This is a genomic window from Flavonifractor sp. An4, from assembly GCF_002161755.1.
GTDB classification, from domain to species: Bacteria; Bacillota; Clostridia; order Oscillospirales; family Oscillospiraceae; genus Flavonifractor; species Flavonifractor avicola.
Genome location: NZ_NFIL01000004.1, coordinates 63,081 through 83,330, shown reverse-complemented (window position 1 = coordinate 83,330; position 20,250 = coordinate 63,081). Strand labels below are relative to the sequence as shown.

Genomic DNA, 20,250 nt, shown 5'->3' with positions numbered 1-20,250 from the left:
GGGTACAAATACCCCCGCTTGTTTACAAGCGGGGGTATTTGTGTTAACATAACGTATGTATCTTTTCACCCTACCATAGGAGGACAATCATGAAGCACTTCATCCGGCGATGCGCCGCAGCAGGCCTGGCTCTGGCCCTGACGGTCACTGCGGCGTCGGCCTCATACGCCCTGGGCTGGGACCTGCACACAGGACAGGTCCCTCTGTCTCAGGGCGCCACTCTGGGAAAAAACATTTTCTGGAGCGACACCTACTCCGATCTGCGCCACGAGTACTACATCTCTTACAGCCCCAATGAAAATGTAGTGCCCACTGTGGCCTACGGAAACAAGGTACTGGACCGGCTCACCCTGTCCAGCATGGCCAAGAATCTGGAAAACCAGGGGAAGCGGGTAGTCTCCGGCATCAACGGAGACTGGTATGTACTCTCCACCGGCTCTACGGTAGGCCTGCTGGTCACCGATGGCGTGGTGCGGGCCACCCCCTACTACAACAGCTCCTGGGCCATTGGCTTCAACGAGGACGGTACCGCCTTCATCGGTCAGCCCGCCCTCTCCACCACCGTTACCTTTGACGGCGCCACCTATAAATTAAGCGGTGCCATCAACAAGGTCCGCAAGATCACTGCCAGCGACACCAGCGGCGGACTGACCCTGCTCACCTCCGACTTTGCTTCCACCACCCAGAACACCGACCCCGGCGTGGACGTAATCCTCACCCCGGTGGACGACGGCACAGGAGTCTATGCCACTCAGCCCACCATCGGCAAGGAAGTCCAGTACACTGTGGACCAGGTACTGGAGTCCACCGGCAGCATCGCCATCCCAGAGGGCAAGGCCGTCCTCACCATGAATGCCAAGGACAACACCGACATTCTGGCCAAGCTCCGCGCCCTCCAGCCCGGCGATACGGTGACCCTGTCCATCACCAGCACTGATGAGCGCTGGAACTCGGTTACCCAGGCTCTGGGCGGTACTTATAAGATCGTCACTGACGGCAAGGTGGTCTCATCCGGCCTGCCCTCGGAGCGCACCGCCTGGACTGCAGTGGGCGTCAAGGCCGACGGCACCGTGATTTTCTACACTCTGGACGGCAAGCAGTCCGGTTACAGCGTGGGCTGCACTCTGTCCCAGGCGGCTCAGCGCCTGGTAGAACTGGGTTGTGTGGAGGCCATCGCCATGGACGGCGGCGGCTCTACCACCATCGGCGCTACCTATCCGGACACCAATGGAATGCAGGTGGTCAACCGCCCCTCCGATGGCTCTCAACGCTCCAACAGCACCGCCATCTTCCTGACCACCACCCTTCAGCCCACTGGTGAGCTGGACAGCTACTATGTGACCCCCACCGACTCCATGCTGCTCTCCGGCGCCACAGTTCAGCTCTCCGCCACCGGCCTGGATACCAACTACTATCCCACCACCGGAAACACAGTATCCTGGTCCGTTTCTGACGGCGGCGGAACCGTCAATGAAAGCGGACTCTTTACCGCCGGCAGCAAGAGCGGCTTCTACCAGGTCACCGCAACGGACGGCACGCACTCGGGTACCGCCTATCTGACCACTGTGGCCACGCCGGACACCATCACCATTTCCAATGAGTCTACCGGCTCCAAAGTCACCTCCCTGAACCTGAATCCCGGCCAGCAGATCGATTTGAAGGCCTCCGCCACCTACCGCACCCTGGCTCTCACCGCCCAGGACACCTGCTTCACCTGGTCTATGGACGCTTCACTGGGCACGGTAGATGCAAACGGTGTACTGACCGCCTCCCAGAACAGCGGCAGCGGCAAGCTCACCGTCTCCGCCGGCGGCAAAAGCGTCACCATTCCCGTGACCATCGCCAGCCATGTCAAGACGCTGGATACCTGTGAGGGCAACCTATCCTCCTTCCAGAATACCAATACCGCCACCGCCGAGGCAGAAACCAGCCTGGACTTTGTACACAACGGCAGCCAGAGCCTGAAGCTGTCCTACGACGCCACCAGCGGCTCCGCCAGTCTGTCTACCTCCCTCTCCATTCCCGAAGGGGAGAGCTGGCTGGGTATGTGGGTCTATGGCAACGGTTCGGGCAATACCCTGATGGCTACCACCGCTGACCAGGATGGGCAGACCCAGCAATTCCTCCTGACCGCTCTGGACTTCACCGGCTGGAAGTATGTCATGGTCCAGCTGCCCACCGGCGCCTCCTCCCTGTCCAGTCTGGATGTGGTCTATGGCGGCGGTGCGGAGCGGCAAATCGGCTCCATCTGGCTGGATCAGTTGGTCACTGCCAATCAGCAGGTTACTGATAACACCGCCCCCACCGTCTCCGTGTCGGTAAAGGGCACCCAGCTCACTGCCACAGTCAAGGACGATCTGGACCAGACCATCCCCCAGAGCAACGTCACTCTCACCTACGACGGCAAGGTCCTGACCGGCACCTGGAATGAGAGCACCGGTACCCTCACTGCCACTCTGCCTGCCGCCGACAGCGGCTATCATCGGGTCACCGTTACTGCCTCTGATGCCAGCGGCAATCTGGCCCGGGCCTCCGCCGATGTGAAGCCCTCCTCCAGCCGGACCAGCCCCTTCGGCGACATGACCGGCCACTGGGCCGAACCCTATGCCACCTTCCTGTACGACCAGGGCATCTCCCAGGGCACCGGTGGAGCCACTCCCCAGTACGAGCCCAACAAGAACATCTCCCGGGCAGAGTTCTTCGCTCTGGTTGCCCGGTGGATGGATCTGGACCTGGAGCAGTATGCCAATGTGGAGCTGCCCTTTGCCGATGCCGACTCCATTCCCTCCTGGGCTCTCAACGAGATCAAGGCCATGTACAGCCTGGGTATCCTTCAGGGCGCCTCCAGCGGCGGCCAGCTGCTGGCCAATCCCATGTCCACCATCACCCGGGCAGAGGCCATCACCATTCTGGGCCGCACCCAGGCCAAGGGATACACCGCCAACGATCTAACCTTTGACGACGCCGGTCAGGTCCCCTCCTGGGCCCTCTCCTACACACAGATTCTGGTCACCCAGGGCGTAGTCAGCGGCAACAACAATCTGATCCGCCCCTCCGACTCCATCACCCGGGGCGAGGTGGCCAAGCTGCTGTACGCCATGCTGTAATATGAAACAGGCAAGAAAAAAGTGCGCTGACGCGCACTTTTTTCTTGCCTTTATTCTGTTTTGGGCAACCGTCCATACAGTTCCATCTGCCGGTGGAGTTTGGCCGCCAGTTCCGGGCTGTCAAAGCCCTCCGCCGCCCGCCAGGTCCAGTTGCGGCCCAGGGTGGAGGGGATATTCATCCGGGCCTCCGAACCCAGGCCCAGCACATCCTGGATCTGCACCACGGCGCACCGGCCCACACTGGCCCAAACCGTCCGCATCATGCCCCAGTTCTCCCCCTCCTGCTGGTCCAGGTGGAGATACTCCCGGGCATAGGCCACATCCTCCGGCCGGGCAGTCACCAGCCAGCCCATGGCGGGCTCGTTGTCGTGAGTGCCCACATAGACCACACAGTTGACCGGATAGTTGTGGGGCAGATAGGCCGGTCCCTCCTTATCCCGGCTGTCAAAGGCAAACTCCAGCACCTTCATGCCGGGAAATCCGGTCTCATCCCGGAGCCGGTGGACCGAGGGGGTCAAAAAGCCCAGATCCTCCGCAATAATCTCTTTTTTGCCCAGAGCCCGCTCCACAGCCTGAAACAGTTTAATCCCCGGTCCCTGCCGCCACCGCCCGTTCTGAGCGGTGGGCTCCCCATAGGGGATGGCGTAGTAGGCGTCAAAGCCCCGGAAGTGGTCGATCCGCAGCACATCGTAGATCTCACACTGATAGGCGATGCGGCGCACCCACCAGGAGAAATTGTCCCGCTCCATGTAGTCCCAGTCAAAGAGGGGGTTGCCCCACAGCTGGCCGTCGGCGGAGAAGCCGTCGGGGGGACAGCCCGCCACCTCGGTGGGCCGCCGGTGCTCGTCCAGCTGGAACTGCTCCGGGTGGGCCCACACGTCCACGCTGTCGGCGGAGACATAGATGGGCAGGTCCCCGATGATTCGGATGCCTTTCCCATTGGCGTATTCCTTGAGTGCCTTCCACTGGCGGAAAAAGAGGTACTGCACCCCCCGCCAGAAGGCCAGATCGGCGGCCAGGGCCCGCCGCACCCGGTTGAGGGCCACCCGGTCCCGGTTCTGAATGGCCGGTTCCCAGTCGGTCCAGGGCTCTCCGCCGTTGGCCTCCTTCATAGCCATAAAGAGGGCGTAGTCCTCCAGCCAGAAGGAGTTTTCCTCGCAGAAGGCCCAGTAATCCGCGGTGGGTGCGGCCAGCAGCGCCTTGCAGGCCTTCCGCAGCACCGGATAGCGGTTCTGATACAGCTTGCCGTAATCCACCCGCTGGGGGTCGCTCCCCCAGTCCAGTCCCTCATAATCCGCCCGGTCCAGCAGGCCGTCGGCCGCCAGGTCGTCCAGATCAATGAGGTAGGGGTTACCGGCAAAGGTGGAAAAGCTCTGATAGGGGGAATCTCCATAGCTGGTGGGACAGATGGGCAGGATCTGCCACAGGGACTGGCCCGCCGCCTGGAGGAAATCCACGAACCGCCGGGCACAGGCGCCCATGGTGCCCACGCCGTAGGGGGATGGCAGCGAAGTGAGGTGCATCAGGATGCCGCCGGTCCGCATAGTTTCACGTCCTTTCCTTCACGCTCTCCCCTTCCAAAAAGGTATAGGGGATCAATTCATGGGCGGGCTTCGCTCCGTCCTGAATCTGGTGGATCAGCAGATCCACGCTCCGCTCCGCCAGCCGCTGGGCGTCCTGGCGGACGGTGGTGAGCCGGGGCACCGCGTACCGCCCCAGCACAATGCCGTCATAGCCCAATATGGAGATATCCTCCGGCACCCGCAGACCCCGGTCATGGAGGGCCCGCATGGCCCCCAAGGCCTGCACGTCGGACATGGCAAACACGGCGGTCATACCGGGCAGCTTATCCAGCAGCCGCTCCATGGCGGCGTAGCCTCCCGACAGATCGAAGCGGGCGGTCTCATATTGGCTCGCCTCGTCCAGGACCAGTCCCCGGTCGGCAAAGGCCTGCCGCACCCCTTCCAGGCGGGCCTGGGCGGCGTCGGACTGCTCCGCCCGGCCGCCCAGGATACCAATGGTCCGGTGGCCCAGCTCCATGAGCCGCTCTACCGCACGGCGGGCGCCGTCGGTGTCGTCGGTGGAGACGCTGGACAGATTGGGCTGGTCCAGCCCGGCTGCCGAGTTGGTCACCAGCACGCATGGGATGGTGATACTGTGAAAGCCGGCCCGGAACAGGCTCAGGTTGCTGCCCAGGAAGAGGATGCCCATGGGCCGCCGCTCCCGGCACACCCGGATGGCCTGATCGATCTCATCGTCATCCTCATCGATGTAGTAAATCAAGCTGGGGTATCCGCTGTCCCGGATACGGGTCTGGATACGCTCCACCAAATCGGCAAAGAGCATATTCTGGGTGCCTTTGACGATAAGTGCCACTCCGCTGCTGGCCTGCTGCTTGAGGTGCTTGGCATTGCTGTTGCGCGTAAAATGGTGGGCCTCCACCACCGCCATCACCTTGGCGCGGGCCTCCTCGGATACGTCCGGGCGGTTGTTGAGTACCCGGGAGACGGTACCCACCGCATAGCCGGACAGCTTGGCGATGTCTTTGATGGTCAAAGAAACTCACCTCTTGTCGGTCTGCGTCTTTTTTATCCCTTGACCGCGCCGGCGGCCACGCCCTTGATGATGTGCTTCTGGCAGGACAGATAGAAGATAACCACCGGGATCACGGCCATAATGAGGGCCGCCATAATGGCGCCCATATCCACCCGGCCATAGGAGCCCTTCATGTACTGAATCACAATGGAGATGGTCTTATACTTCTTGATGTCCAGGGTCAGGTAGGGCAGCAGGAAGTCGTTCCAGATCCACATGGTCTCCAGAATACCCACAGAGATGTAGGTGGGCTTCATGATGGGGAGCACCACCGAGAAGAAGGTACGGATGGGGGAACAGCCGTCGATCATGGCGGCCTCCTCGATCTCAATGGGGATGGACTTGACGAAACCGCAGAACATGAATACCGCCAGTCCCGCGCCAAAGCCCAGGTAGATGATGATGAGGCCCCAGGGGGTACCCAGGCCCAGCCGGTCGGTGACCAGGGAGAGGGTGAACATGACCATCTGGAAGGGAACCACCATGGAGAACACACACAGGATGTAGATGGCCTTGGTGACCCTGGTCCGCACCCGGGTGATAAACCAGGCGCACATGGAGGTGCAGATCAGAATGACGAGCACCGAGCCCACGGTGATGAACACTGTCCATCCCACCGCTTTCAGGAAGTCGTACTGGTTGATGGCGGTAGCATAGTTGTCCAGACCGGTAAAGGTGGTCTCATTGGGCAGCTTGAAGGGCTCCAGATTGATGTAGGACTTCTTTTTGAAGGAGTTGAAGAGTACCACCACAACGGGCAGTACATAGAAAATACTGATGAAGGTAAACAGGCCGGTGCCCAGCCGGTTCAGCCGCTTTTTCCGGACCATTACTGCTGCACCTCCTTGGAACGGGTGGCTTTCAGCTGGATCAGGCCGATGGCCACCACCAGAATGAAGAAGACCACGGCTTTGGCCTGGCCCACGCCCTCCCAGCCGGTGCGGCCGTAGAAGGTATTGTAGATGTTCAGCGCCAGCATCTCGGACATCTTGGAGGGTTCGCCGGCAGTGAGGGACAGGTTCTGGTCAAAGAGCTTGAAGCCGTTGACCACCGACAGGAAGGTGCAGATGGTGATGGAGGGCATCATCATGGGGATAGTGACCTTGAAGAGGCGCTGGGGACCGCTGGCGCCGTCAATGGCGGCGGCCTCCATCACGTCGCCGGGGATGGACTGGAGACCGGCGATGTAGATGATCATCATATAGCCGATCTGCTGCCAGGCCACCAGGATAATGAGGCCCCAGAAGCCGTACCACTCGTTGAGGTTGAGGGCGGTGGCAAAGGGGGCAAGCAGGCCGTTGAAGATCAGCTGCCAGATGTAGCCCAGCACAATGCCGCCAATCAGATTGGGCATGAAGAACACTGTGCGGAAGATATTGGTGCCCCGCAGCTTCTGGGTCAGGGCCAGGGCGATGGCAAAGGCGATCACATTGATGACCACCAAAGAGACCACCGCGAAGAGGGCCGTATACCAGAAGGAATGGAGGAATACGGGGTCCTGGAAGGCCTTGATGTAGTTGCTCAGGCCCACGAAGGTGGCGTCGGTCACGGTGGTGAACTCACAGAAGGACAGCCAGATACCCATAATGAAGGGCACGATAAAGCCGATGGTAAACGCGATCAGGGTGGGCAGCAGGAAGATGGGAAAATACCGCTTGATTGCCTTTTCCAAAGGATCGACCTCCTCTCTCATTGCTCAGAAAGGCAGAGGCAGCGGGCGGACAGAATGCCCGCCCGCTGCCGGTTCAGCAGTTATTTTTGGGGGTCAGTCTCAGCCGTTGACGGCGGCAGCCTCGGAGGCCCAGCCATCCACGAAGGCGGATACCACGGCGTCCCACTTGGCATCGGTCTGGTCAGCAGCATAGGCGGTCAGAGCGGAGCCCACGCCGTTCTTCCACTCCTCGGAGGGCATGGTGGAGAAGTTCCAGGACACGGACTCATAGCCGTCAGCCACATACTGGTTGCCGATGTTGACCAGGGGGTTGGTGGACTCCAGGTTGCCCTTGAAGGGGATCACGAAGCCCATACCGGCCTGGCCGGAGGGCATGGCGCCCTCGCCGCCGCACATGGCCTTGGTGCCGGTCTCGGAGGTGACGCACCAATACATGAAGTCCAGGGTGGCCTGGATGTCAGCCTCGGAGGCCTTGGCGTTGACGCACCAGTAGTTCTCGGTGCCGGTGCACAGGCCCTGCTTCTCCTCGCCTTCCACACCGATGTAGATGGGCAGCATACCCAGGTTGTCGTCGCCCAGCTCGGCCACGTCGTTGTAAGCCCAGGTGCCGTTCTGATAGAACACGGCCTGACCGGTCACAAACTCGGCCACGGCGTCGTCGCCGGTCTTGGTGGACAGCAGCGCAGGCTCACAGGTGGCGTTGTTGATGTACAGATCCCAGATCTGGCGGTAGTTGTCCAGATAGGTGCCCTTGATGGCGTCGGTGTTGTCGATGCCGTCGGCCTTGTACTCATAGTAGATGGGCAGGTTGGCCAGATGGGTCTTGAAGCGCCAGTCGGAGGAGCCGTCCATACCGGCGGAGGTGAAGGCGGAGAAGCCCAGCTCGTCCTTGCGGGCGGTGATGTCCTCGGCCACCTTCTTCAGGTCGTCAAAGCTCTTGATGTCGTCGGCAGTGTAGCCGGCCTGCTCCAGCAGCGCCTTGTTGTAGATGATGCCGTAGGTCTCGATGACGTAGCCGATGCCGGCCATCTTGTCCCCGTCCATCAGGGCGAACTCGTCGCTGGACAGCTCGCCGGCCACGGCGGAGCCGGTCAGATCATAGCAGTAATCCTTCCAGGCGGCCAAGCCCACAGGGCCGTTGACCTGGAACAGGGTGGGGGCGTCGGTCTTGGCCATCTCGGACTTCAGGGTGGTCTCGTAGTTGCCGGAGGCGGCGGTGAGGACGGTGACCTCCACGCCGGTCTCAGCGGTGTAGAGCTCGGCAAGTTCCTGCCACTGGGCGTCCTGCTCAGGCTTGAAGTTCAGGTAATAGACCTTGCCGCCGGTGGCGTCGCCGCCGCCGCTGGGGGAGGAGTCGCCGGAGGGGGTGGTGTCGCCGCCGCCGCAGCCGGCCAGCATACCGGCCACCATGGTACCGGTCAACGCAAGCGCAAACAGACGTTTCTTCATTCTAAGTTCCTCCTGTCACAGTTGATTCGTGTCTCGGCTGGAAACGTTTCATGGAAACGTTTCCAGCTCCCTGTGATTGAATCTTACTCCTTCCCGCTTCCATTTTCAGGCATCTTTTTGTCAAACTCCCCAATTTCAGCTTTGCGCTTAATTTATACGCTGTTATTTTGTACAATATGCCAAATCGCAAAACCGTTCAGTCCAATTTGAGCAGCTCCAGAAGCTTGTCATGCCGGTTATCCTCGGGATGTTCTAATACATGGAGGGCCAGCTTCCGCTGGGCCGCGCCGATCTCCCTGCCCTTCAGACCAAGGGCCGCCAGCTCCCCGCCGGACAGGGCCAGCCGCCGCAGAACCTCCTCCTCCGGGTGGCGTACCCCCCGGCGCAGGGCCCGCTCCACCGGCAGACATTCAATGGGAAAGCCGGTGACGGCGCAGAACCCCCGCCACCGGGGGATGGGTTGGGGAGGCAGCTCCCCCAGACAGGACAGATCAGGGCAGCTGCATACCGGCCACAGGTGGGACAGCAGTCCCCAGCGGAGCAGCTCCCCCGCCCGCTCCGGATGAGGTGAGAGGAGGATTTTCTCCAGCTCCGCCTTGATCCGTTCCCCCGACACCCGGGCCATCCGCCCGGCATTGCGCCGGGTGGCCTCCTCGGTCTCCGGCTCAATGGCAAACCCCAGCTGGGCGGCAAAGCGCACCGCCCGCAGCATTCTCAGTGCATCCTCGGCAAAGCGCCGGTCCGGCTCCCCCACACACCGGATGATCCCGGCGTTCAAATCATCCCGTCCGTCAAAGGGGTCGACCACCTCCCCGTCCGGTCCCAGGGCCATGGCGTTGATGGTAAAATCCCGCCGGGCCAGATCCTGGGTGAGCCCCACGTCAAAGGCTACCCCGTCGGGGTGCCGCCCGTCGGCATACCCGCTCTCCCGGCGGAAGGTAGTCACCTCCACCGGACCATCCTCAGTCAGGACGGTGACGGTGCCATGCTGTATCCCCGTGGGGACGGTATGCGCAAACAGCCCCATTACCTGCTCCGGATAGGCGGAGGTACACACGTCGTAGTCTCCCGGCGTGCGGCCCAGCAGCAGATCCCGAACGCAGCCACCCACCGGATGGGCAGCACAGCCTGCCTTCCGCAGGATATCCAAGCAATGCTGCACGCCTTCCGGAATCGGCCACTTCTTCATTTTCTCCACCTCCCCCGGTATGTTTGGCTTGCTATTTACCTATAATGGATTATAATATAGTGTTGAACTTTTATCATTATAATCTGTAGAAAAGGGTGTGTAAACCCCATGACCAATCCCAACATTCACGACTATCTGACGCCTGGCCGCAAGGCTCACCTGATCGGCATCGGCGGCGTTTCCATGTCTCCTCTGGCCGAGGTGCTCCACAAGGCGGGTATCCAGATCACCGGCTCCGACATGAGCGACAGTGCTACCGTGGAACACCTCCGCTCCCTGGGTATTCCCGTGGCCATCGGCCACCGGGCTGAAAATGTACGGGGCGCCGACCTGATCATCCGTACCGCCGCCGTTCATGACGACAACCCCGAGATTATGGAGGCTCATGCCCTGAATATCCCTGTGTTTGAGCGGGCCCAGGCGTGGGGCTCCATCATGCGGGGGTACAAAAACGCCCTGTGCATCTCGGGCACCCACGGCAAAACCACCACCACTTCCATGTGTACCCATATCATCATGGCAGCCCAAATGGACCCCACCGTCATGATCGGCGGCACCCTCCCACTGCTGGGTGCCGGTTACCGGGTGGGCCACGGGGACACCATTATTCTGGAGAGCTGCGAATACTGCAACTCCTTTCTCTCCTTCTTCCCCACTGTGGCAGTCATCCTCAACATTGAGGCTGACCACCTGGACTTCTTCAAAGACCTGGACGATGTGGAGCACTCCTTCCGGGCCTTTGCCGACCGGGTGCCGGAAAACGGCCTGATCGTGGCCAACGCCGACGACGCCAACACCATGCACACGTTGGAAGGCGAAACCCGCCCTGTCCTTACCTTCGGTCTGGAGGAAGGCGATGTCCACGCCGCCAATCTGACCTGGAACCGGGGCCTGCCTGCCTTTGACATCATCTATCGGGGCGAGTTCTTTACCCGGGTAGGCCTGCGGGTCCCCGGCGAACACAATGTGAAAAACGCTCTGGCGGCAGCTGCTGCCGCTATCGCCCTGGCTGTGTCTCCCAAGGCAGTCAGTGAGGGATTGGGTGCATTCCGGGGCGCCGGCCGCCGTTTTGAGCATAAGGGCACCTACAACGGCGCCGAGGTCTATGACGACTACGCCCACCATCCCGGCGAGCTCCAGGCTCTGCTGGCCGCCGCCCGTACTCTGGGATATGAGCGGATCATCTGTGCCTTCCAGCCCCATACCTATACCCGCACCAAAGCGCTGTTCGACGATTTCGTCAAGGTTCTGCGCCAGCCCGACATCACCCTGCTGGCCGAGATCTACGCCGCACGGGAAACCAATGAGGTCGGCATCTCCTCTCAGGATCTGGCCGGCCAGGTTCCCGGCAGCATTTACTGCCCCACCCTGGAGGATGTAACTGCCAAGCTGAAGGAGTTGGCCCAACCCGGTGATCTGATCCTTACCGTAGGTGCCGGCAACATCTATACCGCCGGCGAGGCCCTTCTCCAAAAATGAGCCATTCTTTCTCTCGCTAAAGCAAAAGAGAAAATTATACCACAAATTTCCGCTGTTGACAAGACTGTTAAAGAGACGTACAATGGTCTTAGTGTCCTGTCCCTTTTGTTCTCTTTTCACAAATATGAATAAGGAGTGGAATCGACATGGAAGAGAAAAAGTACACCTCGATGATCCGTCTGCGGATGTCTGCGAAGGACGCCCACTACGGCGGAAACCTGGTGGATGGCGCCCATATGGTGCATCTGTTCGGCGACGTGGCTACCGAGCTGCTGATCCAGTGTGACGGCGACGAGGGCCTGTTCTGCGCTTACAACAACATTGAGTTCAAGGCGCCTGTGTATGCCGGCGACTTCATCGAGGCCTATGGTGAGATCACTCACATCGGCAACACCTCCCGCAAGATGAAGTTTGAGGCCCGCAAGGTGGCTGTCCCCCGCCCCGACATCAGCGATTCTGCTGCTGATTTCCTGGAGGAGCCCATTGTGGTGGCCATTGCTGAGGGCACCTGCGTGACCCCCAAGAAGTGCCAGCGCAAGGAGCATTGATTCCTGCTTACATGAAAAAAGTCCGCCGCGAAGCATTCTTCGCGGCGGACTTTTTTATTGCGAGGCAGGCGTTCCGCTGCGCTCGGCCAGAATACGGGGGAAGAAACGAAGGAACAGAATGGTGGTGACGGTAGCCGCCACGACATCGGCAATGGGCTCAGACAGGAATGTAGCCTCCGCCGACACCAGAGCGGGCAGCAGCAGCAAGCAGGCCAGAAAAACCGTCTTACGGAACAGAGAACAGAACAACGCCAGCCGCACATGACCCAGGGCGGTGGTCTCATCTACCAGAGGGTACTGGACGGCCAGAGGCAGGATCATAGCGGTAAACACCTTGATATAGCCCACTGAGCGGTCAATCAGTTCCGGATTCTGAGTAAAGAGCCGGACAAACACCGGAGACAGGGTGTAGGTCACCACAGTCATCAGGGCGCAGAAGGTCAGGCACAATCCCACAATGGATTTCATGGCCCGCTTAATCCGGGCGACGTTGCCCGCCCCGTAGTTAAAGCTGATCACCGGCTGAGTACCCAAGGTCAGGCCACCCATGGGCATGGTGATGAGAAGCAGATAGCTCTGCACAATGGTGGCGCAGACCACCAGCTTGTCGCCCAACTCTGGGCCGCCGTAGTGCTGGAGCACTGTGTTGAGGACGATGAGCAGCACGCTGTCGGTGGCAATGATCAGGAAGGGGGACAAGCCAAATGTGACGATCCGCATCATGATCTTCCGGTCAAAGCCGCCCCATCGCAGGGGCACCGGCATCTTTTTCCGCAGCAGAGAGCAGAGCACGAAGGCGCAGGATGCCATCTGGGAGATGACCGTAGCCAGAGCCGCACCCGCCACATCCAACTTTAAAACAAAGATAAAAATGGGGTCCAGCACAATATTGAGCACCGCCCCCAGCATCACTGTGGCCATACCCAGGCCAGAATAGCCTTGGGCGATCAAAAAGCTGTTCATGCCGGTGGCCATCAGGGCAAAGAAGGTGCCGGCGGTGTAGATGGTCAAATAAGTATCCGCATAGCCAAAGGTGGCCGGACTGGCGCCAAACCACTGGAGCAGCTGCCCCTTAAGCAGCAGGAACAGCCCTGTCAACCCCACCGCCAGTACCAACAGCATGAAGAAGCTGTTGGACAGCACCCGGCTGGCCTCCTTCCGGTTCCCCTCCCCCATCCGCATGGCCAGGATAGGCGAGCCGCCCAATCCAACCAGGGATGCAAAGGAACCGAGCAGGGTGACGATAGGTCCGCACACACCCACTCCTGCCAGGGCCAGATCCCCGATCTGCGGAATATTTCCGATGTAAATGCGGTCTACGATGCTATAGAGTACGCTGACCAGCTGAGCCAGCATGGTCGGAATGGCCAGCTTACATACCAGGCGAAAAACTGGATCATGCCCCAAATCGTTGGTCCGTTTCATCTCGCTCCTCCTTCAGGCAGTCCACGGCATTATACCTCTTTTTTCTGCGCTCGTAAAGGGGCTATCCTGTCAAATCACTCCACCCGCCGAAGGTTTTAGCACTCTCTTCATATGAGTGCTAAAAATTCACACTCCGTTCATGATTTTTGTTTTGCAGGGGACTATACTGAGGACAAACAAAAAGCTGCCCCTTGAAAGGAGTGTTTTTTATGAATGCACAGAAATATACCCAGAAGTCTCTGGAGGCCGTCCAGACCGCCCAGAGTCTGGCCACGGAATATGGTAACCAGCAGATCGAGCAGCCTCACCTGCTGCTGGCACTGCTCAGCGACGAGTCCGGCCTGATTCCCCAGCTGTTGGGGAACATGGGTCTCACCGTTCCCTCTTTCACCGCCGCCACCAAGGCGGAGGTGGAAAAACTGCCTCGTGTCTCCGGCTCCGGCCGTGAGCAGGGCAAGATCTATGTGGCTCAGGATGTGGACAAGTGCCTGAATACCGCCGAGTCCATTGCCTCCTCCATGAAGGACGAATATGTCTCGGTGGAGCACCTGCTGCTGGCCCTGATCGACACCGCCAACCGGGAGCTGAAGGAACTCTTCCGTACCTATAACGTCACCAAGGAAGGGGTGCTCCAGGCTCTGACCGCCGTCCGCGGCAATCAGCGGGTCACCTCCGACAACCCGGAGGACACCTACAACGCCCTGAAGAAGTATGGCTCCGACTTGGTGGAGCGGGCCCGGCAAAATAAGCTGGACCCGGTAATCGGCCGTGATGATGAGATCCGCAACGTGATCCGTATTCTGAGCCGCAAGAGCAAAAACAACCCCGTCCTCATCGGTGAACCCGGCGTAGGCAAAACCGCCATCGCCGAGGGCCTGGCCCAGCGTATCGTCAAGGGCGACGTGCCCGGCTCACTGAAGGACAAGACCATCTTCGCTCTGGATATGGGTTCCCTCATTGCGGGTGCCAAGTACCGGGGCGAGTTTGAGGAGCGGCTGAAGGCCGTCCTCAACGAGGTGAAGAAGTCCGAGGGTCGTATCATCCTCTTCATCGATGAGCTGCACACCATTGTGGGCGCCGGCAAGACCGAGGGCGCCATGGACGCCGGCAATCTGCTGAAGCCCATGCTGGCCCGTGGCGAGCTCCATTGCATTGGCGCCACCACCCTCAACGAGTACCGCCAGTATATCGAGAAGGACGCCGCCCTGGAGCGGCGGTTCCAACCCGTTATGGTCAACGAGCCCACAGTGGAGGACACCATTGCCATCCTCCGTGGCCTGAAGGAGCGCTATGAGGTGTTCCACGGCGTGAAGATCCAGGACGGCGCCATCATCGCCGCCGCTACCCTGTCCGACCGCTATATCACCGACCGTTTCCTGCCCGATAAGGCCATCGACCTGATCGACGAGGCCTGCGCCATGATCCGCACCGAGATCGACTCCATGCCCACCGAGCTGGACATCATCCAGCGTAAGATCATCCAGCACGAGATCGAGGAGGCCGCCCTGAAGAAGGAAGACGACGCCCTGTCCCGTGAGCACCTGGCCGAGATCCAGAAGGAGCTGGCCGAGATGCGGGATAAGTTCAACGCCAAGAAGGCCCAGTGGGAGAACGAGAAGAATGCCATCGGCAAGGTTCAGAAGCTGCGTGAGGACCTGGAGGCTGCCAACGCCGAGCTGGAGAAGGCTCAGCGGCAGTACGACCTGAACAAGGCCGCCGAGCTGCAGTACGGCCGCATCCCCGAGCTGCGCAAGCAGCTGGAGGCGGAGGAGGCCATCGCCAACGAAGGCAAAGCCCGTTCCCTGCTGCGGGATAAGGTCACCGAGGAGGAGATTGCCCGCATCATTGAGCGCTGGACCGGTATTCCCGTGGCCAAGCTGATGGAAGGTGAGCGCGAGAAGCTGCTCCACCTGGAAGATATCCTCCACCAGCGTGTGGTGGGCCAGGACGAGGCCGTTCGTCTGGTGTCCGAGGCCATTCTGCGCAGCCGGGCCGGTATCGCCGACCCCAACCGGCCCATCGGCTCCTTCCTGTTCCTGGGCCCCACCGGCGTGGGCAAGACCGAGCTGGCCAAGACCCTGGCCGAGGCCTTGTTTGACTCCGAGAAAAACATGGTGCGTATCGACATGAGCGAGTACATGGAGAAATTCTCTGTGTCCCGTCTGATCGGCGCCCCTCCGGGATATGTGGGCTATGAGGAGGGCGGTCAGCTCACCGAAGCCGTCCGCCGTCACCCCTACTCTGTGGTCCTCTTCGACGAGGTGGAGAAGGCCCATCCCGATGTGTTCAACATCCTGCTCCAGGTGCTGGACGACGGCCGCATTACCGACAGCCAAGGCCGCACCGTGGACTTCAAGAACACCATCATCATCCTGACCTCCAACCTGGGCTCCCAGTACCTGCTGGACGGCATCGACGCCAATGGCGAGATCACTGAGGAGGCCAAGAGCGCTGTACAGGAACTGCTGCGCCACTCCTTCCGGCCCGAGTTCCTCAACCGTCTGGATGAGATTGTGTTCTACAAGCCCCTCACCAAGGACAACATCACCCACATCATCGACCTGCTGGTAAGCGAGCTCAACCGCCGTCTGGAGGAGAAGCAGCTGAAGGTGGTCCTCACTGACGCTGCCAAGCGCTTCATCATCGACAGCGCCTACGATCCTGCTTTCGGTGCCCGTCCCCTGCGCCGCTTTGTGCAGCACGGGGTGGAAACCCTCATCAGCCGGAAGATCATCGCCGACCAGGTGGAACCTGGCGATACCCTTACCGTGGACTGCGTCAATGGCGAACTGACCGTGGAGGCCAAAAGCGTCCTCTCCGGCCAGGTCGTGGACCAGGCCTGATTCTTTCCAACTCCCACCAGCCCCTGAACGGATTTACCCCCGTTCAGGGGCTTTTTTTGATAAAATTGTGGGGAACATCGTCAGGTATTCCGCTGCTCTATCGTACTGTTGGGTGAAAGGGGGGAAAGGCATGGATACCACCATGGACCGGGACCGGGAGGCCCAGCGGGTGCTGGACCAGTACGGCAGACTGCTGCGCACGGTGGCGGACGCTCTGCTGCCCGGATACCCGGAGGAAGCCGAGGAGTGCGTCCAGGACACTCTGTGGGCCTATGTAGACGGCACTCAAACGTGGGACCCGGCCAGGGGGAGCGAAAAGACCTATCTCTGTGTGCTGGTCCGCAGCCGGGCCAAAGACCGCCGCCGCAGATTAGCCACCCGGCGGGAGGACTCCCTGGAGGAACACCAGGGGACCCTGTGGGCGGAGGACCACGCCGAGCGCTCCGCCCTTCGGGACGGTGTCCGCCGTGTTCTGAAGGCCTTAGGTCCTGAGGAACGGAGACTCTTTACCCTGCGGTTTCTCTACCAATGGCCCTCCGCAGAGATTGGGAAAACACTGGGGCTGTCCCCCAACGGGGTGGACGCCCGGGTGACCCGCCTGCGCAAGAAGCTGAAGCGGCTGCTGGCCCAACAGGGGCTGGGCTGGGACGGAAAGGAGGATGCACCATGAAACGCTATCACTGGGATCAACTGCTGGATGAAAACGATCTTATGGATCTCACAGAGGAAGCCATGATCTCCTCAGCGGCACGGCCCATTCCCTGGCGGCGGCTGGGGACCCTGGCGGCCTGTCTGGCCCTGATCCTGTGCCTGACCAACTACCAGGCCCTGGCCACTGGGGTACAAACCCTCATCCGCTATTTCTCCGGGGTGGGAGCGGCAGAAATAGAGGCAGATCTCCGCATCCAGGATGGCGAGCTGGAATTTGAGCTCAGCGGCCGCACCTATCTCATCTCTGGAGCCTACGCCCGGGACGGCATTCTCTTTGTCCCCCTGGAGGTAGTCTCCCGCTCGGAGGAGCGGCTCAACGGCAGCTACTACCAAAATATGTACGTCAAGATGGAGGTCAGCCAGGAGGGCCAGGCCCTGGCCGGCAGCAATCCCTTCCTCAGCCTGTCGGACAATGGCTCCTACTCCACGGGACAATATACCGCCCTGACCCGCAAGCGCGTCTCCTTCTCCCCTCTGCAAGAGGATCAATATCTGGGTTGGCGCTATCTGCGGGAGGGCTATCAGACCTACGCCCAGGCCGTCTTTACCTATGAGGCGGCAAATCCGGACGGCAGCTATACCCTGCAGGTGGAGGACTATCTGACCAACCAGGTTCGGGAGGTGGAGCTGACCCTGGCCCCTCCGGAGGAGATCGCGGCAATCTGTGAACAGCGCACCGTGGACGAGGTACAGGTCACCGCCCTGGTCTCGGCGGACGGCCGCCGCCTGTCCCTATACGGCACGATGGCCAAGGCTGAGGAGTGGTGGAAGTCTCTGGTGGAATTGCAGGCCGAGTACATCTATGGGGTCCAGTTCACGGAGGCGGACGGCACCTGCCATCAGGGTATCCCCCGCCGTCCGGGCGGCATGGATGGGGCAGGATATCCCCAGGAGATCCTGCTCACTCAGGATACAGGCCCTATCACCGCCGTGCACATCCAGCGTATCTATTACGCCTACGACGATATGGACGAGGGGCTGGTAAGCCAGTGGGTGGACCTGGACTGGAGCATCCCCCTGACCTAGTTTTCCAACAAAAAACGACCGCCTTTTGAAGTCGGTCGTTTTTGCATTTACCGTTTTCCGTGGATCAGGGGGGACAGGGGCTTGTAGATCAAAAAGCAGATCACCGCGTCCAACAGGCCCTTCAGCAGGGTGAAGGGGGCATTGAACACCACAAGGCACTCCAGCAGGCCGTTGGTGGAGGGGCGAATGGCCTGATACATCCCGATGATAGTATCGATGGGCATAAAGTTGGAGTAAATGGGGTAGGTAATATAGTAGTTCAGGGGGATGGACAGCAGGGCCATGATGATCGCACCCACCAGAGCGCCCAAAATGGCGGTCTTGCGGGACTTGTGGAGCTGGTAGAGCAGGCCCGCCGGGAACACAAAACAGGCACCCAGCAGGAAGTTGCACAGTTCACCGGCACCGCCGGTGGTGGTGATAAGCAGGTGGAGCAGGTTCTTCACCAGGCACACCACCACGCCGTACACCGGCCCCAGACCGAAGGCGGCCAGCAGGGCGGGCAGCTCGGATACATCCATCTTTACAAAGCTGGGGATGATGGGGAGAGAAAACTCCAGGAACATCAGCACAAAGGCCACAGCGGAAAACATGGCCGTCACCGTCACGGCGCGGGCGCCCACCCGCCGCCGGGCGGAAACAGAATTGGTCATAACAAAACACTCCTCATTACCGGATCTGCTGAACCAAACTGCCGTTCAGAGTTCCATGCAATGGGAGCGTGCCAATGTACCACACGTCTTCTTCCATCCAGACTTCGCACACTGTGCGTCACTGTCGGTCCCGGAGTTCCACCGGGTCGGCCAAAACGGCTCGCGGACTTTACCGCCGATCGGGATTTTCACCCTGCCCTGAAGACAGTCATTCAGTTGTCATCCCCTATTATACACATTCCAACACAATTTGCAACTGCTTTCTAAGGCAAAAACAAATGTTCGATTTTTATTGACTTCCAATAGGGAATCGTTTACAATATGGGCAGCATCAAACTGCGGAGAGGGGTTGGCTATGAGACGGGACATCAGTTGCTGCTTTACCGGGCATCGACCGGAAAAGCTGCCCTGGGGTGAGGACGAGCAGGCCCCCTCTTGCCTGGAAGTCAAGGATAAGCTGGCCGCGTCGGTAGTGCGTGCCTATGAAGCAGGATACCGACATTTTCTGTGCGGTATGGCCCGGGGCGCTGACTTTTACTTCTGTGAGGCGGTGCTTGCTCTGCGGGAACAGATGCCCGATGTCACGCTGGAGGCAGTTATTCCCTGTGAGGAGCAGGCCGCCCGCTGGGGCGAGCGGGACCGGGACCGGTATTACGCACTGGTGGAAGCCTGCGATGGGGAGACCATGGTACAGCGCCGCTATGACAAGGGCTGTATGCTCCGCCGTAACCGCTATCTGGTGGATCACGCCGCCCGGCTTATCTCCATCTACAATGGAATGCTGGGGGGCACCATGTATACCATCAGCTATGCCATGAAGCAGGAGCTGGAACTGGATATTATCTATCTGTAAAAATCAGGGCCGGACAAAAGTCCGGCCCTGATTTTTTTACAATTCCTCCCCGGCCCGGTAAGCAAGCACCACATATTCCCAGTGCTCCTCTGCCTCCGGCCGGAGGGCTCCGTGCTTCTCCAGATAATCCGTCACCAGCTCCATCAGCTCCTTACGCTGGGCGGTATCCAGATGGAGGGCCCCAAAGCGGAGCACCCCGTAGTCTTTCAGTTCCTGTTCCTCATAGCGGTACACGTTATCCAGCAAACTGCGGAAGGTGCTGTCCACCAGATTGGCCGCCAGGGCCTCCCGCTCGCCCTGGAAGCCGTCCTTCCGGCCCAGACACAGCCGCAGCCGCACATCCCGCATCTGATAGTAAGTCGTCTTGCTCCCGTCCCGCCGGGTACCCTCCCGGGCTGACACCAATCCTATTTTCACCAGCTTGTTCAAATGGGAATGGGCGGCACTGGGAGACAGCTGCATCCGCTCCGCCACCTCATTGGCGGACAGCGGCCGAGCCACCAGGCGCAGCAGATGGATCATTTCCTGCCGTACCGGGTTGAGCATCACGCGCAGTTGCTTTTTTTCCGCCAGTTCTACCGTATACTCCACCAGTGGGGCCTCCTTTGCCACGAAACCGGTTCACATGATCCTTTGTTATCATGATAACACTTACCGTTTGGTAATGGCAAGAGATTTTAGCCCCTCCATCCATTTTTTC

At 60.1% G+C, this 20,250-nt stretch carries 16 protein-coding genes and 1 riboswitch; of the genes, 7 read left to right on the top strand and 9 right to left on the bottom strand.

The window, feature by feature from the left end; all coding sequences use genetic code 11:
• Positions 1 to 89: 89 nt before the first annotated feature.
• Complete coding sequence (locus B5F94_RS03305; RefSeq protein ID WP_087327641.1) at positions 90 to 3,107, top strand: phosphodiester glycosidase family protein; 3,018 nt, start codon at positions 90 to 92, stop codon at positions 3,105 to 3,107.
• Between the two features lie 50 nt (positions 3,108 to 3,157).
• Here the strand turns inward: B5F94_RS03305 and malQ are convergent, their stop codons facing one another.
• From malQ to B5F94_RS03275, 6 genes are all read right to left on the bottom strand, one after another.
• Complete coding sequence (malQ, locus tag B5F94_RS03300) at positions 3,158 to 4,651, bottom strand: 4-alpha-glucanotransferase (protein ID WP_087327638.1); 1,494 nt, start codon at positions 4,649 to 4,651, stop codon at positions 3,158 to 3,160.
• Positions 4,652 to 4,655: 4 nt separating this feature from the next.
• Entirely contained in the window at positions 4,656 to 5,663 is a 1,008-nt protein-coding gene (locus B5F94_RS03295; protein ID WP_087327635.1) for a LacI family DNA-binding transcriptional regulator, read from the bottom strand.
• Between the two features lie 32 nt (positions 5,664 to 5,695).
• The gene (locus B5F94_RS03290) at positions 5,696 to 6,532 is read right to left on the bottom strand and encodes a carbohydrate ABC transporter permease (RefSeq protein ID WP_087327632.1); all 837 of its coding nucleotides are present in this window, start codon (positions 6,530 to 6,532) and stop codon (positions 5,696 to 5,698) included.
• Entirely contained in the window at positions 6,532 to 7,374 is an 843-nt protein-coding gene (locus B5F94_RS03285) for a carbohydrate ABC transporter permease (RefSeq protein ID WP_087188217.1), read from the bottom strand. Before B5F94_RS03285 ends, B5F94_RS03290 begins: the two co-directional genes overlap by 1 nt.
• Before the next feature lie 99 nt (positions 7,375 to 7,473).
• The gene (locus B5F94_RS03280; protein ID WP_087188216.1) at positions 7,474 to 8,823 is read right to left on the bottom strand and encodes an ABC transporter substrate-binding protein; all 1,350 of its coding nucleotides are present in this window, start codon (positions 8,821 to 8,823) and stop codon (positions 7,474 to 7,476) included.
• Positions 8,824 to 9,019: 196 nt separating this feature from the next.
• The gene (locus tag B5F94_RS03275; RefSeq protein ID WP_087327629.1) at positions 9,020 to 10,012 is read right to left on the bottom strand and encodes a CCA tRNA nucleotidyltransferase; all 993 of its coding nucleotides are present in this window, start codon (positions 10,010 to 10,012) and stop codon (positions 9,020 to 9,022) included.
• Between the two features lie 108 nt (positions 10,013 to 10,120).
• On the opposite strand from B5F94_RS03275, the gene murC reads away from it, so the two are divergent.
• Both murC and B5F94_RS03265 read left to right on the top strand, forming a co-directional pair.
• On the top strand, positions 10,121 to 11,491 hold the full coding sequence (gene murC / locus B5F94_RS03270; protein ID WP_087327627.1) for a UDP-N-acetylmuramate--L-alanine ligase: 1,371 nt from the start codon (positions 10,121 to 10,123) through the stop codon (positions 11,489 to 11,491).
• A gap of 146 nt (positions 11,492 to 11,637) precedes the next feature.
• A complete protein-coding gene (locus tag B5F94_RS03265) occupies positions 11,638 to 12,039 on the top strand; it encodes a hotdog fold domain-containing protein (RefSeq protein WP_087265709.1) in 402 nt (133 codons plus the stop codon).
• A gap of 54 nt (positions 12,040 to 12,093) precedes the next feature.
• Here the strand turns inward: B5F94_RS03265 and B5F94_RS03260 are convergent, their stop codons facing one another.
• Positions 12,094 to 13,464 carry an MATE family efflux transporter gene (locus tag B5F94_RS03260; protein WP_087327624.1) on the bottom strand — a complete coding sequence of 457 codons (1,371 nt, stop codon included), beginning with the start codon at positions 13,462 to 13,464 and terminating at the stop codon, positions 12,094 to 12,096.
• 209 nt (positions 13,465 to 13,673) lie between these two features.
• Between B5F94_RS03260 and clpB the strand changes: the two genes are divergently transcribed.
• The 3 genes from clpB to B5F94_RS03245 all read left to right on the top strand — a co-directional run bounded on the left by clpB (position 13,674) and on the right by B5F94_RS03245 (position 18,044).
• Positions 13,674 to 16,307 carry an ATP-dependent chaperone ClpB gene (gene clpB / locus B5F94_RS03255; RefSeq protein ID WP_087327621.1) on the top strand — a complete coding sequence of 878 codons (2,634 nt, stop codon included), beginning with the start codon at positions 13,674 to 13,676 and terminating at the stop codon, positions 16,305 to 16,307.
• 130 nt (positions 16,308 to 16,437) lie between these two features.
• On the top strand, positions 16,438 to 16,977 hold the full coding sequence (locus B5F94_RS03250; protein ID WP_087327618.1) for a sigma-70 family RNA polymerase sigma factor: 540 nt from the start codon (positions 16,438 to 16,440) through the stop codon (positions 16,975 to 16,977).
• Positions 16,974 to 18,044, top strand: coding sequence for a hypothetical protein (locus B5F94_RS03245; protein ID WP_087327615.1), 1,071 nt, complete (start codon positions 16,974 to 16,976; stop codon positions 18,042 to 18,044). The genes B5F94_RS03250 and B5F94_RS03245 overlap by 4 nt, the downstream gene beginning before the upstream one ends.
• A gap of 47 nt (positions 18,045 to 18,091) precedes the next feature.
• Here B5F94_RS03245 and B5F94_RS03240 read toward each other — a convergent pair whose 3' ends face one another.
• Complete coding sequence (locus B5F94_RS03240; protein WP_087327612.1) at positions 18,092 to 18,697, bottom strand: ECF transporter S component; 606 nt, start codon at positions 18,695 to 18,697, stop codon at positions 18,092 to 18,094.
• A gap of 81 nt (positions 18,698 to 18,778) precedes the next feature.
• A riboswitch (FMN riboswitch) is annotated at positions 18,779 to 18,907 on the bottom strand.
• A gap of 145 nt (positions 18,908 to 19,052) precedes the next feature.
• Between B5F94_RS03240 and B5F94_RS03235 the strand changes: the two genes are divergently transcribed.
• Positions 19,053 to 19,550: an SLOG family protein gene (locus B5F94_RS03235; RefSeq protein ID WP_087327610.1), complete on the top strand. Its 498-nt coding sequence runs from the start codon at positions 19,053 to 19,055 to the stop codon at positions 19,548 to 19,550.
• A 36-nt stretch (positions 19,551 to 19,586) separates the two neighbouring features.
• Here B5F94_RS03235 and B5F94_RS03230 read toward each other — a convergent pair whose 3' ends face one another.
• Positions 19,587 to 20,141, bottom strand: a complete 555-nt coding sequence (locus B5F94_RS03230; RefSeq protein WP_087265721.1) for a winged helix-turn-helix domain-containing protein — start codon at positions 20,139 to 20,141, stop codon at positions 19,587 to 19,589.
• Between the last annotated feature and the right edge of the window lie 109 nt (positions 20,142 to 20,250).